Origin of the sequence: Streptomyces sp. G-G2 (genome assembly GCF_030063135.1) — a bacterium.
In the GTDB taxonomy this organism is placed as follows: domain Bacteria; phylum Actinomycetota; class Actinomycetes; order Streptomycetales; family Streptomycetaceae; genus Streptomyces.
Map to the genome: position 1 here is coordinate 123,229 of NZ_JASISO010000018.1, position 14,620 is coordinate 137,848.

General features: G+C 70.4%; 8 protein-coding genes and 2 pseudogenes. 3 read left to right on the forward strand and 7 right to left on the reverse strand.

Annotation, left to right across the window (positions count from 1 at the left end):
* Positions 1 to 123: 123 nt before the first annotated feature.
* Positions 124 to 4,359, reverse strand: a complete 4,236-nt coding sequence (locus QMF80_RS16710) for a S8 family serine peptidase (RefSeq protein ID WP_283453971.1) — start codon at positions 4,357 to 4,359, stop codon at positions 124 to 126.
* Between the two features lie 91 nt (positions 4,360 to 4,450).
* Between QMF80_RS16710 and QMF80_RS16715 the strand changes: the two genes are divergently transcribed.
* Entirely contained in the window at positions 4,451 to 5,404 is a 954-nt protein-coding gene (locus QMF80_RS16715) for a hypothetical protein (RefSeq protein ID WP_283453973.1), read from the forward strand.
* A 415-nt stretch (positions 5,405 to 5,819) separates the two neighbouring features.
* On the opposite strand, the gene QMF80_RS16720 is transcribed toward QMF80_RS16715, so the two are convergent.
* From QMF80_RS16720 to QMF80_RS16735, 4 genes are all read right to left on the reverse strand, one after another.
* The gene (locus QMF80_RS16720; RefSeq protein WP_283453975.1) at positions 5,820 to 6,065 is read right to left on the reverse strand and encodes a hypothetical protein; all 246 of its coding nucleotides are present in this window, start codon (positions 6,063 to 6,065) and stop codon (positions 5,820 to 5,822) included.
* A gap of 490 nt (positions 6,066 to 6,555) precedes the next feature.
* Positions 6,556 to 7,656: a CU044_5270 family protein gene (locus tag QMF80_RS16725; protein WP_283453977.1), complete on the reverse strand. Its 1,101-nt coding sequence runs from the start codon at positions 7,654 to 7,656 to the stop codon at positions 6,556 to 6,558.
* A complete protein-coding gene (locus QMF80_RS16730; protein WP_283453979.1) occupies positions 7,653 to 8,291 on the reverse strand; it encodes an RNA polymerase sigma factor in 639 nt (212 codons plus the stop codon). The genes QMF80_RS16725 and QMF80_RS16730 overlap by 4 nt, the downstream gene beginning before the upstream one ends.
* A gap of 125 nt (positions 8,292 to 8,416) precedes the next feature.
* Positions 8,417 to 10,486, reverse strand: a complete 2,070-nt coding sequence (locus QMF80_RS16735; RefSeq protein WP_283453981.1) for a transglycosylase domain-containing protein — start codon at positions 10,484 to 10,486, stop codon at positions 8,417 to 8,419.
* A gap of 323 nt (positions 10,487 to 10,809) precedes the next feature.
* On the opposite strand from QMF80_RS16735, the pseudogene QMF80_RS16740 reads away from it, so the two are divergent.
* Positions 10,810 to 11,304 (forward strand): annotated as a pseudogene (locus QMF80_RS16740) (SDR family NAD(P)-dependent oxidoreductase); the annotation flags it as partial.
* Between the two features lie 613 nt (positions 11,305 to 11,917).
* Here QMF80_RS16740 and QMF80_RS16745 read toward each other — a convergent pair.
* Positions 11,918 to 12,823 (reverse strand): helix-turn-helix transcriptional regulator, encoded by a 906-nt coding sequence (locus tag QMF80_RS16745; protein ID WP_283453983.1) that lies wholly within the window; start codon positions 12,821 to 12,823, stop codon positions 11,918 to 11,920.
* A gap of 1,236 nt (positions 12,824 to 14,059) precedes the next feature.
* Here QMF80_RS16745 and QMF80_RS16750 point away from each other — a divergent pair.
* A complete protein-coding gene (locus tag QMF80_RS16750) occupies positions 14,060 to 14,497 on the forward strand; it encodes a peptidase inhibitor family I36 protein (RefSeq protein ID WP_283453985.1) in 438 nt (145 codons plus the stop codon).
* 21 nt (positions 14,498 to 14,518) lie between these two features.
* On the opposite strand, the pseudogene QMF80_RS16755 reads toward QMF80_RS16750, so the two are convergent.
* Positions 14,519 to 14,620, reverse strand: a pseudogene (locus QMF80_RS16755) (IS5 family transposase); the annotation flags it as partial.

Consider the following 14,620-nt stretch of genomic DNA (forward strand, 5'->3'; position numbering starts at 1 on the left):
CGGGCCCCCGCCGGCGCTCGTTCCGGTCACATGCTCGTTCCGGTCGTACAGACGCGTTGGTCGCACAAACACCGGTCATGCGGACGTGCCGGTCATACGGTCACACTCGTCGCGCGCGGTGGGTCAGCGGTGCAGCTTCAGGCGGTGTACCCCGCCGTCGACCGCGCCGACGTAGAGCGTGCGGCCGTCGGGGGCGGCGGCCAGCTTGGTGGTGTTGGTGTTCTGCAGACCGCTCGAGATGTTCTCCCACGTGAGACCGTTGTCGGTGCTGCGCAGCACGCCCCGGCCGCCCTGGACGAGTCCGGACGCGGTCGAGCCGGCCGTGGCCGCGTAGAGCGCTCCGCCGACCCGCAGCAGGTCCGAGACGTGGACCGCGAGCGGGCCGGTGTCGGCGGTGCGGAAGGTCTTGCCGTCGTCGGTGCTGACCCGGACGGACGAACCGCCGACGACCAGGCGTCGGCCGTCCATCACGATCGCGGAGACGGGGCCTTCGGCGACCTTGGTCTTGGTGACGCCGCCGTCGTCCGAGCGGTAGAGGCCCGAGGCGTTGCCGAGCCAGATGCGCCGCGGGTCGCGCGGGTCACCGGCCATGGCGTCGAAGGACCGCTCATGGAAGAGGTTCTTCCATGTCCTGCCGCCGTCGGAAGTCGAGAACAGCCCGTCGCCGAACATGCTCCTGAAGCTGATCGCCACCCGGTCCGGGTCGGCCGGGTGGACCAGGATCGAGGTCGGTATCTCCGACGACGAGCCCTTCACCTGCCAGGTCCGGCCGGCGTCACCGCTGCGGGAGACCTCGAAGAGGCCGGTCGCGGCGCGCCGGACCTGCCACACCACCTTGGTGTCCTTGGGCGATACGGCGATGTGCGAGGTGAGAAGACCGGTTTTGCCCTCTCCGCCGGACTGGCCCCACTCGGGACCGGCGACGGGGATCGCGGTGCGGTAGGTGCCGCTCACCGTTCCGGCGAGCAGCTGGTTGCCGCTGGCCGCGAGGGCGAGGGTGGTCAGGCCCTGGACGCCGATCCTCCGGTAACCGGTACCGTCGGCCGAGCCGCGGTACAGGCCGTCCTGTTCGCTGGACACGGTCACCGAGCCGTCGGCCCAGCGGTCGTAGTCCATCGCGATGGCGGCCTTCGAGGGGGCTGCCACGGGCTTCCAGGTCTTGCCGTGGTCGCGGCTCACCTGCCCGGCGCCGAACAGCGCGCGCAGGTACAGGTCGCCGCCGGAGGCGGACAGTCCGCTGCCGCCTTCCGCCAGGGGCAGCAGGGTGGACCAGGTGCGGCCCTTGTCGTAGGAGCCGCGGACGCCCGTACCGGGGACGTAGGCCGCGACCACGGTGGAGTCGGCCGCCAAGCCGCGGATGGTGTTCACCCGCTCGTCGAGGACGAGGTGCGCCGTACCGGGGTCGCCCTTGCCGACGCCGTCGATCCGCCAGACGCTGTCGAAGGTCGCCAGGTACAGGGTGTCGCCGACGAGGGTGGCGTCGCGGACGTCACCGGTCACGCCGGTGGGGTACGTCGCCCAGCTGTCGCCCGCGTCCGTGCTGACCAGGAGCGAGCCGTCGACCATCGCGGCGAGGGTACGGGTCTGCTCGTCCGCGACGAACTCGTCGATGTGCGCGTCGGGCACGTCGAGCTTGCGCCAGGTGCGGCCGTTGTCGTCGGTACGCAGGATCGTGCCCCGGCGGGTGGGATCGGCGGCCGTGTTCACGGCGTACCACCAGCGATCGGGGCGGTGGGCGTCGACCACGACCGCTCCGGTGCCGTTGCCGTCGGCGATCGGCAGCCTGCCCACCTGGCGCCAGTTGGCGCCGCCGTCGGTGGTCAGCCAGGGGGCGGCCTTGCGGTACTGGGTCACGACGGCCTGCTTCGGCCGGGCGGGCGAGAGCGCGACGTAGCCGGCCTCGCTGTTCGGGCCGACGGGCTCCCAGCGGTCGCCGCGGCTGCCGGCGGGGGTGACCTCGAAGGCGCCGGTTCCGGTGATCCGCCGGCCGTCGGTGGTCGTGGCCCGCACGGCCAGCTCGTAGGCGCCGGCCGCCTTCCCGGTCACGTCGGCCTGGTAGTAGCCGGCGCCGTTCATGGTGGTGGGCAGCGTGAAGGCCTTGCCGTGCTGCGGCGTGACGGTGATCTCCGGCGGCGCGTTCAGGGCGGCCGGGGCGGCGATGTTCACGGTGGAGCGGCCGTCGCTCGGGTCGGGGGACGCCTGGACGACCAGGTGCCGGACGACGAGCAGGTACGGCACCCGGAGGGCCGGGCCACGCGCGGGGGTGGCCGTGATCCACCCGCTGATCTCCGTGTCGGTGGCCGGGCGGTCGGCGCGCAGGGTGACGGTGACGCTCGCGGACCCCCCGGCGGGGACGGTGACCCGCGCCGGGGACACGGTGGTGGGCCCGGTACTGCTGAGGTTGATGGTCAGCGGTTCCTTGCCGGGGTTGGCCAGGCGTACCTTCGCGGCGCCGCCGACGGTCCTGTCCGCCAGGTCGGCGAGGCCGAACGACACGGTCGTCGGGGAGGCGCTGAGGGCGGCCGACGCCGCGGCGGCCACGTCGAGCCGTCCGTTGCCCTGGATGGTGGGGCCGGTGCCGGCGAGCTGCTTCGCGGTGCCGACCAGTGCTGATTTGATCCCGTCGGGGTCCTGGTCCGGGCGCAGTTGCCGCAGCAGGGCGGCGGCTCCGGCGACGTGCGGGCTCGCCATCGAGGTGCCCGACATGCGGTAGACGCCGGGTTCGTACATCGAGGTGGGGATCGTGGAGCGGATCTCCACGCCGGGTGCGACCAGGTCGGGCTTGAGGCCGAAGCCGGTGCCGGGCCCGCGCGACGAGAACGAGGCGATCTGGTCGGTGGATTCAGTGCCCCGCAGGGTGACGGACACCTTCCCGGCGGCCAGTTCACGGCTCAGCTGGGCGTACTGGGTCGTGTCGATGCCCATGACGACCAGGCGGTCCATGCGCAACGAGTCGCCGGAGGCGGCGGTCCGGGTGAGGTCGGGGCGGGCGGGGGTCGCCGGCGCCTCGACCGTTCCCGGGGTGGCGGCGAGCACGGGTCCGTCGTGGACCGGGAGGCCGCCGAGCACGGCGAGCGCGCCGCGCTTCTCGGCCTCGCGTGCCCAGTCGATGTCTCTCTGACTCAGGACCTCCGTACTGGGCGCGACGAGAATGTCGGCCCGCAGGATCTTGCCCCGTACGTCACCGACCCGCTTCCAGTCCTCGGCGGTGCCCGCGCCGACGTCCACGAGCGGCGCGGTGACCGGTTCCCCGGGCGGGTTCGCGGACAGGATGCCCCGGTACGTCTGGATCAGCTCGGGCTCCTTGCCCGCCAGGTACGCGCTGGGTGTCCGTATCCCGCTGGTGGAGGCGCCGACCGCGATGACGCCTTCGGCCGACGCCGGAGTGTTGACGGTGCCGCTGCCGGGCCCGTCGTTGCCCGCCGCCGCGACGACGACCACTCCGGCCCGTACGGCGGCGGTCGCCGCGCGGCCCAGCGGGTCGGTGCCGTCACCGGGGCCGCCGAGGCTCATGTTGATGACGTCGGCCGGGTGGGGGTTGGCCGGGTCGGCCGCCGCCTCGATGCCGGCGATGATGTCGGAGGTGTAGCCGCTGCCGTCGGCGCCGATGACCTTGTAGGCCAGCAGGCTCGCGTCGGGCGCCATGCCGGTGACGCCTCCCTTTTTGGCCGCTTTGCCCGCGATGATGCCCGCGACGTGGGTGCCGTGACCGTTGTCGTCCATCGGGTCGTCATCGCCATTGGCGAAGTCGAAGCCGCCGATGACCTTGTGGCCCTTGCCGAACCCGCCGCCCAGGTCGGGGTGGCCGTAGTCCACGCCGCTGTCCAGGACCGCCACGACGGTGCCTTTGCCGGTGGCCTTTACCCCGGCCGGGTCCTCGCGTTTCCAGACCTCGGGCGCGCCGGTCAGCGGCACGCTGGTGTCCGTGCGCACCTGTATCCGGGTGTCGGGCCGGACGGCGATGACGCCCGGCAGCGCGGCCAGCCGAGCCGTCTCGGAGGCGGGCACCGTCATCGCCACGGCGTTGACGAGCAGGCCGAGTTTGCGGAGTGAGGCGGGGTTCAGTCCGGCTTTCCGTACCGTCCCGACGAAGGCGTCCTGCCGTGCCGCCAGTGCCCGCCGGGCGTCGCCGACGGCGGAGGCGGGGCCGGCGGCCAGGGAGGTGAGCGAGCCGCCAGGGGCGGCTGCGACGGCGGCGTCCCCGGACAGTTCGACGATGACCCGCTGGTTCGGGTCGGGTGACTTCGCGGTGGCGGTCGCGGTCGCGGTGCCGGGTAGCGCGGTGAGCGTCCCGGCGAGCGCCACGGTGGTGACCGTGACGGCCACCAGGCGTCGGGTTCTACGTGGGTTCTTGGCCATGGGTAGAAGTCCTAGTGCCGAAGTCACTCTCCGTACAACAGATCTTGGCGGCCCATTGCTGCCTCTGGCACAAGTGGGCCATTATCCGCATATGACGAACGAGCTCACCGCCGCAGGCATCGATCCGTTCGACGAGAGCGTCTACCGGGCCGTGTTGACCCGGCGTACGGCGGTCCCGACCGAACTCGCCGCCGACCTCGGCTGCTCCCCTCTCCGCGCCGCCAGGGCGCTGGACCGGCTGCACGACCACGGCCTGGTCGGGCGGCTCGCGGGCGTCCGCCGCCGGTACGCGGCGATCGAGCCGGGAGCCGCGGTCGAGTCCCTGGTACGGAACAGGGCCGCGGAGTTGGACCGGGTCCGTACGGCGGCGGGCGAGCTGTCCCGCCTCTTCGCGGCGGCCCAGGCCGGCACCGCCGGGGAGGACGAGGTGGAGATCACCACCGGCCGCGAGGCGCTCGGCCGCTGGTTCGTCCGCCTCCAGCAGGAGGCGCGCCAGGACGTCATGACACTGGATCGGCCGCCGTACGCACTGACCACCTCCAACCCGGTGGAGAGCACGGCGCTGGGGCGCGGCGTGCGCTACCGCGCGGTCTACGCCCCCGAGGCACTGGAGTGGCCGGGGGTGCTCGAGGACATCCGCGGACTCGTGCGCCGCGGCGAGCAGGCCCGGGTGATGCCGGGCCTGCGGATCAAACTGGCCATCGCGGACCGCCGGCTGGCGCTGATGCCGCTCTCCCTGGACCTCGACGGCGTGCGGGCTGCGGTCATACGCCCGTCCACCCTGCTGGACGCCCTTACCGACTACTGGGAGCTGTGCTGGAAACAGGCCCTGCCGCTCGACGTCCCCGCCGAGGACCCGCTCTGCGAGGAGGACCGCCTGGTGCTCACCCTGCTGGTCGGCGGCTTCAAGGACGAGGCCATAGCCCGCCAGCTCGGCTGGTCGGTCCGCACGATGCGGCGACGCATGAGCCGCCTCCACGAACTCCTGGGCGCGGTGAACCGCTTCCAGGCCGGCGTCGTCGCGACCCGCCGCGGCTGGATCTGACCCGCCACCGGGCCGGGGCAGACGCACCTGGCGGTGATCCCGCCACCCGCCACGAGTGCTTTGGGAGGCCGGCTGCTACTTCTGGGTCTCGGACGGGCTCATCGTCCGTGATCCGGCATCAGCAACATGACCCAAAGCAACATGACCCAAGTACTCACCGGGCTGGTCGAAAACGATGAGTTCACGCAGGTCCTTCAGCGGCACGACGGCAGACAGCTTCCGGCGGTCACGAGAACCTGATCATGAAACGATCAGCAAGCCCCCCGCCCCGCCCCCTCCTGCGGCGGCTACGCCCCGCCCTGCCACCTGTGGCGCGGCAGGGACTCCGCCAGCGTGCTGAAGAAGCGCTGCTCCCGCCAGGCGTCCAGGTTGCGTACGCGCCGCAGCGCCCGCCCCTCCTGCGGAATCCAGCCCCCTACGCCTCCGCCCCGACGACGTTCACCCAGCTGCTGCCCGTCCGGTAGACGTACGGCTCGCGCTGCGCCGTGCCCTGGACCATCAGGCCGTCGCAGGCGACCGCGTTGCTGATGGAGAACATCGGATCGTCGCACCGCCGGTGCACCCGCAGCGGTGCGCCGACCCACACCTCGTGGTTGCCGCCGGGGAGTTCGGCGGGCGGCAGGGTGCCGTAGCGGTTCGCCCGGGCGGCGAGCTGCCGCACCGACGTACGCCCCGGGTGACCATTGCTCCGCGACCCCGAAGCCGTCGCGCGGGCCCGCTGCGCCGTCCACGGCAGCGCCACCACCAGTTCCAGCTGCCCCTCGGCCCCAACCGTCCGAAGACCCGGTCCAGCGAGGCGAACGTCGTCGACACCACCGGCACCACCAGGAACAGGCTTTGCCAGGGCGCCCGTCCGTGCGTCTCCGGAACCGTCCTCGCCACCGCGCCCGTGACGGCGTCCATGGCGGCCCGTTGACGGCGAACAGCCCGGCGCCGGGGGAGAGGCCGCTGTGGATCGCGTTGACGGCGAACTGCTGGCTGAGCGCGAGCGGATGCGCGGCCTCGGCGGGCCAGCGGCCCACGGACGTACGGTCCGGCGCCACGCCCGCGAGCGCGGCCCCGGGGTCCAGCCGCGCCGCGGCGTTCCGCGTGGAACAGGGGCCGGACGCGGCGACCGGACGCTGCCGCCGCTGTCGTTGCGGGCTCTGCGCTCAGGCGGTCCCGCCCTTCGCGGGTCGTTCCTTCTCGGCGCCGACGACGGCCCGCTCCAGGACGGCGGTGCGCTCGACGACCGTGCCGGGCTTGACGCCGCCGAACTCCTTGACCTGGACGCCCCGGCTGCCCAGGTAGGCGAAGGTCTTGCGGTCGAAGACCAGCTCAGTGCGCTCGCCGGTCTTCTCGTCCAGGCGGGCCAGGGCGAGGCCACTGCGGCCGGCGGCGTCCTGGGAGTTCTGGACGAGGACCACGCCCGGGACCTTCGCGGCGGCGCGGTAGAGCGCGGCGGCCGTCGGGGCGGGGACGAGCTGCTCGTTGATGATCGCCTTGATTTCCTCGAACGCCTGCTGGTCCCGGTCACGTGGGCCGCTGAGGGTCGAGTAGATCGTCTTCAGCAGGGACTCCGGGTCGGAAGGCTGGGCCTTGAGCCAGTCGTACGACAGGGGGGCTGCCTCGCCCGGGATGTCCTGGCCGTTCTTGGGCTTGGAGTCGGGGTTGTCGGTGCCGAGGCCTATACCGCCCTTGGGCTGGTAGCCGGGCTCGTCGAGCCAGCCCTTGCGCGCGTCGGGGGACTTCCAGATCTCGCGCTGGTGCAGCGGCTGCACCCAGGTCTTGGATTCGTTGGTGTCGGCATTGTGCGAGTAGGACAGGAAGGAGACCGTGCTCTTGACGTAGATGAACTGGCCGGGCTTCGGCTCCGGAGTCTGCCGCGTGCTCGCCGCGGCGGCGATCTGCTGGACGGTCGCGACGAGCTGGACCGTGCTGCCGTCCTCCACCGCGACGACGGGCGCTGCCACCGAAGACGGTTCGGTGATGCGGTCGCCGGTCAGCGAGCTGACGGCGAAGACGGCGGTGAGCGCGGCGGCGGTGACCGGGAGGCCGATCAGCAGGGCGCGCCGGACCGGCCGCGTGCCGGTCGCGCGAAGGGGTGCGGGTGCGGGAGTGCGGATCTCGTTCAACAGGTGCTCCTCGAACAGCAGCTGACGGTCGGGCGACATCCGGGGGTCCGACGGGGCCGGCAATAGCCGGGCGAGCTCTGCGTGGTCCAGCTCCGTGTGGTCCAAGGGCTCGGTCCGCTTCCAGAACTTGCGGGTCATCCGTACGTCTCCTCGTGCGACTCGTACGACCGGGCCGCGGAAGCGCGGCCACCCTGTACTTGTCCGGGGCGCGGAAGCGGTTCCCGGTTTTTCTTCAGTTCCTGTTCGGCGAGTTTGCGCAGTCGCGCGCGGGCGCGTGAGAGGCGCGAGCGTACGGTGCCGACGGGGACGTCCAGCGCGGCGGCGGCCTCGGCGTACCCCAGTCCGGACCAGACGCACAGGGTGAACACCTCGCGCTCGGTGCGCCGCAGCTTCTTCAGCGCCCGCTGGGCGGCGGCGAGCTGGTCGGCGTCTGCCATGCGTCCGACGAGTTCGTCGGCGAAGTCCGGTACGGTGTCGCGGGCTGGCAGGCGCCCGAGGGCCGCCTGGTGGCGGCGTGCGGCACGACTGGTGTTGCGCAGCACGTTGACGGCGATGCCCATCAGCCACGGGCGCGGGCCGGCCTCGTGGTCGAGGAGCCGGTCCCGCAGCCGCCAGGCCTCCAGGAAGGTGAGCGAGACGGCATCCTCGGCGAGGGCCCAGTCGCCGGTCACGCGGACGGCGTGCCGATGGACCAGGGGAGCATGGTCGCGGAAGAGTTCCCTGAACGCTTCGGGGTCCCCCGTGCGTATCCGGTCGTGCAATGAGTAGTCCACGAACTGCCTTGTCCACCGGGGGTGCCCGGTTCCGGTGACCTGGCTCACAGGGCCGCGAATGCCGCTGGACTCCCGGACTGTCCGGACGGGCCGGACCTCCCCGCTCTGCCTCGCCTCCGAGAAGGTCACGGGCGGTCCTGAGGAGCGTCCGCCGGGTACGGCGGGGCAGGCACCGCCACCTCGCTGTAGGCCTTCCAGATCAGCGGCGGGAAGGCGCTGCCCCGCTCGGAATCGGGGCCGCCCACACCCTGCATGGGCAGCAGTTGCGGGACGCCGGGCTTCGTACGGAACATCGCGACCGAGGTGCTCAGTTCCGGCGTCGCGCCGATGAACCAGGCTGAGTTCATACGGTCGTTCGGACCGGTCTTGCCTGCCCAGGAGGGGACGTAGGTCCGCTGGCCCTTCGGGGGTTCGACGGCGCTCCAGCTCACCTGGCGGAGCGCCCCGCCGACGGTCGAGGCTGTCTCGGAGCTCATTGCCCGTCGTGGTTTGGGTTGGCCGAAGCCGTCCACCGCGACGCCGTTCCGCTCGACCTTGGTCGCAGAGTACGGTTCGGTGGCCCGGCCCTCGTTGACGAAGGTCGTGTAGGCGTTTGCCAGCCGGACGGCGCTGGGGGTTGAGGTACCGATGGAGAAGGTCGGCTCCAGCTTGGCCATGCTCTCCTCACGCAGTCCGGACGCGACCGCGAGTTCCTTGACCTTCTTCAGCCCGATCTTCTTGCCGATCTCCACGAACGGCGTGTGGCCGGAGGCCACCAGGGCTGAGTGGAGGTCTCTGGCTGCTGCCGACGGCGCGGCCGGCGCTGCTGACGGCCTGGGTGTCAAGGGGTCCGGGTCAGCCCCCTCGGCGGGGCGTTCCCTGCCTTCGCGCTCCTGCTCCAGAGCGGCGGCGTACACGAAGGGTTTGAACGCCGAGGCCGCAGGCACCCCTGAGGTGTCCGCGTTGTTGGTGAAGTGCTCGATCGCGTCGGAGCCGCCGTAGACCGCGACGATCGCTCCGTCCTTGGGGCGTATCGAGGCGGCGCCGACCTGCACGTATTCGTCCTCCGCGCGCTTCTTCGGGTCCAGTCGGTCCGCGCGCACCTGCTCGACGGCCTTGGTCAGCGCGAGCACCTTGTCCTTCTCGAACGTGGTGTGGACGCTGTAGCCGCCACCCGCCAGATCCTTGTCCGTGATCCCGCTGCGGCTCTTGAGGTACTTGTTGGTGATGTCGACGAGGTAGCCGATCTGCCCGGCCTGGCTGGTCGGCTTGAGGGGAGGCTTGGGCTCGGGGAACTTCGTGTACTGCGCGCGTTCCCCGGCACTCATCGAACCCGTGTCGACCTGACGGTCCAGAATCCAGCTCCAGCGGTCCTCGGCGCGTTGGCGGTTGCCGGCGCTGAGGGACGGGTCGAAGCTCTCCGCGCCTTTGAGGACAGCGGCCAGCAGAGCGCCCTGACTGGGGTTCAGTTCTTTGGCGGGGATGCCGTAGTACGCGTGCGAGGCCGCCTGCACGCCGTACGCGTCGCGTCCGAACCAAGAGGTGTTGAGATACCCCTCGAGAATCTCCGTCTTGGGCCGTTGGTTGCTGACCTTCAAGGAGAGGAAGAGTTCCTTGACCTTTCGCAGGATGGTCTGATCCTGGCTCAGATAGCTGTTCTTCACGTACTGCTGGGTGATCGTCGAGCCGCCCTGGGTCTCCTGGCCCTTGACTATGTTGACGGCGGCGCGGCCGATGCCCTTCACCGAGACGCCCGAGTCGCTGTAGAAGTCCGCGTTCTCCGCTGCGATGACGCCGCGCTGGACGGAATCGGGCACGTCGGAGAGCTTCACGTCCTGCCTGTTCACGTCGCCGACGCTCACCATCCGGCTGCCGTCCGCCCAGTAGTAGACGGTCGCCTGCCGGCGCGCGGAGTCGTGCGGATTCGGGATCTCGACGCTTACGTAGACGGCGGTGAAGAGGCCGCTGAGGGCACCGGCGAAGACCAGGAGCAGGCCGGAGGTCAGTTTCCAGGAGGGCGTCCAGCGTCGCCAGCCCCGCCGGCCGCGCCTGGGGAAGTCGATGCGGCGGCGACGGCCCTTCCGGCCGGCTCTCCTGTGGCCCTTCGCTCGGCCCGTAGTGCGCCGTGGGCGGTCCGGACCTGCCGTCTGCTCCGGGCTTCCGGTGTCGTCCGTACCACCGGTGCGATCCGCGCGGCGTTTGCGGGGCAGCCTCATCGGGATGCGGACCTCCTCGATCGCGAGCCGTCACTTCGGGGTGGTGACGGGCTCGGCCGAGAAGATGATCATTGCGCGTGCGCGGTTGGGTCGTTCATGAAATCTTCACCCGCGACACGGGACGTGCGCGGTGCGTTGCACGGTGTCCCGTCTCGAACAGGGGATCTGCGCTGGAATCACGCAGCGTCGGTCGACTGTCGGTGAGGACGGCGGCCTGTCGGTGGGATGTAAGCGGCCGCTGGGACCGTAGGGACTGGGCGTGGCCGGCTGTGAAGGTGCGGCTCCGCTTGCCTCCAGATCACTGCGAGCTCCGGGAGCACGCCATGTCCTCCGTACCCAAGGTTTCTCAGTGGGACGTTCACCGGCTGCCGCACGCCGAGGGGAAGAGCGTCCTGGTCACCGGCGGCAACGCGGGCATCGGGTATTTCGTCGCCGAGCAGCTTGCTGGCGCCGGGGCCACGGTCGTGCTCGGTAGCCGCAGCGCGTCGAAGGCCGAGGCCGCGATCGCCTCCATCGGCTCGCGTATTCACGGCGCGAAGGTGCAGCACGTGCCCTTGGACCTGGCCGATCTCGCTTCGTTGGAGGCGTCCGTGGACGCGCTCGGGCTGGACCGCCTGGATGCGGTCGTCTACAACGCCGGTGTGGCGCTCGACCATCCACCACGCCGCGAAACCAAGGCCGGCCACGAGCTGATGTTCGCAACCAACCACCTGGGCCACTTCGCGCTGACCCACTACCTGGCTCCCCTGCTCGCGGCGACCCCGGGGAGCCGGATCATCACCACCGGCAGCTTCGCCGCCAAGTCTGAACGCCTGAACCACCTGGCCGACACCACGACCGCGGCACTTCTATGGGAGGCCAGCTGCGACGTGACCGGCACCGATCTCACGTTCACCCCACCTGCCAGGTTCGACGGGGCAGAGCCCGACGGCTGAGTTCGCCGACCGATGCCTCGACAAGCGGTCAAGACCATTTGGCGAATGACCAAGATCATCTGAGGCGGCGAGTGCATCGGACCGGGTCATCTGAGATGGGGACCAGATCGCCTGAGATGAGACACGCGACGGGGTTGCGAACGGAGGGTGATGACCGATGTCCCGCGTCCGCCGATCTTGACCGCTCTCACCGCCGTGGTACTGCGGCTGTCGTACGCATGCGAGGGCGGCCACGCACCCTCACCGGAGGAGGCCAACTGTCACCCGTCGCGGGCACGCAAGACCCGATAGGCATACCGGTGCCGATCCACCCGTCACAAGGGAGAACGAGGTCGTCGCGATGGCACCTACGGTTCAAGGACCGCGCCGCCCCGCAATTTCCCGCCCGTTCCGTTCCCCGTCCCGTCAAGACCGTGGCCTGGACACGTGGAGGCGACGCGCGCGTCGGCACCGGTCACGCGGCGCGGGTCACGAGGCACCGGTCATGCGGCGCGGGTCATGCGGCGCGGGCCGGGGTCCAGTTGATCCGGTCGGCGGGCAGCTGAGTGGGGGTGAGTCCGGTCGTCGCCTTGAAGACGTGGTTGTAGTGCGCCTGGTCGTGGAATCCGGCGAGCTGCGCGACGCGGGCCAGCGGCAGGCCCCGGTCCTGGAGTCGCAGTGCCCGGGCGAAGCGCAGAATGCGGGCGATGGCGGCCGGAGACCGCCCCACGTGCTGGAGGAAGCGCCGCTCGAGTTGGCGCACGCTCCAGTGGGTGCCGCGCGACAGGTCCTTCACGCGAATCCGTCCGTGGGTCCGGTGCAGCTCGTGCCAGGCCCAGACGATCTCGGGGGCGATGTGCGGCCCCTGGCGGAGGAGGGGCCGCAGGGCGCGGTCCAGGGTGCGGCGCTGCTCGTGCGCGGTCGCGGCCTCCAGTTGTTCGGGGAGGTGACGCAGCGGGCGGGGCAGCAGATGGGCCGGGTCCAGGTACGGCTGGTTCCATTCAGACATCGGCACCCCGAACAGCTGGTAGGCCCCCATGGGCGTCATCAGCAGGGTCATACCGCGCACGTTGCCCTGGTGCTCGCCCATGCTGGCGGTCGTGGGCGGCAGGTCGGCGCGCGAGCGGCAGCTGAGGGAGCGGCCTGGGTCGACCATGCTGTCGGTCCGGATGGGCGCGCCGAAGCCGAAGCTGATGGTGGCCATGGTGTTGGGACACACCATGCGCCGCCGCGGTTTGATGCGCCCGTACTCGTATCCGGCGTAGAAGTGCACGACGTCGCGCAGGGCGGAGTCCGGGCGAAAACACTGGCCGCGGGTGGGGGAGATCGGAGGAGCGGGCGGGAGCGGGATCTCGGTCGTGGATTGCGGGGCAAGGTGGTGGGTCGACTGCGAGCTGTCATCAGTGCCGCCGGGGGTGGGCACGCTTCGCACTCCTCAGGACGTGGGGAAGGCAGCCGACTGCCTGGACGGCGTCGGCCCAGGAAGGAGAAGGGGTGGAGTCGAGAACGAGATCATGAATGCTTGCCGGGCGAATTCCGAATGAGAAACTGTCGTCCAGGCACTGCTTGTTGCCAAGTTGGTGATCTGTTCCGCTCCGCCATCCCGCTTTTAATGTTCCACGCCTGAAAGGTCGTGTCATTGCATGGGATTGCGCGAAGCCAGAATTTCTGATTGTCGTCCAAGCGCAGCCATGCACAGCCCTGTGCTCCGATTCCTCAGCTGGTATGCGCCCCGGGATGAGCTGCGCGTCCAGCTCTGGAACGGTAGAGAGTCGCATTCCAATGCTTGAAGGCCGTTGCTGCTGCTGTCCCTACGGCGAGACGTGAATGTGTTGACGTAGCTGTTATTTCGGTCGGGGGTGGACCCCGCCGCAGATTCGTGGGGCCACGCCTATTGCGAGGCATCCGATATGGCGAGGCGGTCGAGGCGTTGCTGGCAGGTCCTGCCACGGTGAGGGCAAGCGTCGCGGTCGCCAGCGTGGCGGTGGTACCCCGGGCTGGGCGAGTACGGAGCAAGTGGAGGTCTTCAACGTTGCTCCTCGGGGCGGCGTGAAGCCGGTGTGTCCTGGTGGGACACGGCTTTCATGCTGCCGGGCCCGGAAATTGGCCGCGAGCACCGATGGACGATCGCGCAGGTCAGCGAGGTGTCATCACCGGACAATGTGAGTTGTCCGCGCGGACAATTGACACCTGCGCGCTCCTGCGGCGGGCTTGCCGAGCTCGGATCGGGGAATGCCCTGTGCCTCAGCTCCCGCACCGCGCGGGGGTCTGCCGTATGCGCCCTCGTGGACCGCCGGGTCCACCCGTCGGTCCCGTTGGGGCTAACGGGACCAGCCCGCAGCGCCCCGACGCGGGCTGACCTCATGGGGCTTGATGCCCGAGCCCTGTACACGCGGCGGCCCCGAATGCGGCGCTCGCGTTCTGGCTCGGCCCGGTTGACGGTCCGGCAGTCGCCGCCGCGAGAGGGACGACGATCTTCCGCATCGTGTCGTCATCCGACAATACAAAGGGTGCACCCGCTGGCGAAGATGGCACCGCCGCGATCAACCGACGGGTCCGCACCCCAGTCGATACCGGGGCGGACCAGCAGTTCGGAGCGGCGTCACGGACCTACCGACCAGACCGATCTCGGAGAATTCCGAAGAGGGAGAGCAGACCCATGCGCAAGCGATTCACCCTGGCCGCAGTCGGAGCCGGAACCGTTTTGATGCTCGCATCCACTGTCGGCACCGCGGCGGCCCAGACCCCCGCCGACGGGAGCGCCAGCGCCCCCGCCGTGATCAAGCCCATCTCCGTCGACCGCAGCCAGCCCGGGGCATCTGTGTGGGACAACTGTCTCCACGGCCAGGCCTGCATCTTCCAGAACTCCGACGGCGGCGGGCTGCTGTGGGTGGTGCCCAGCGCCGGCTCCTTCAAGCTCGGCAACTACAACATGAGCGACCGCACGAGCTCCGTCTGGAACCGCAGCGGCGGCAACATGAACCTGTACGACTACTCCGACTTCACCGGACTCCTGAGCAGCTTCGGCCCGTACGGGCCGCCGATCAACATCCCGACGGGAATCAACGACAAGGCGAGCTCCCTCACGCTCTACTAGGGCCTGTTGCGAAAGTGCTGGTCACAGCCACTCGTTGATGGCTGCGACCAGCACCGTTGCCTCGTAGCGAACGGCGAGTTTGTCGTACCTTGTAGCCACCGCGCGGTGCCGTTTCAGGCGGTT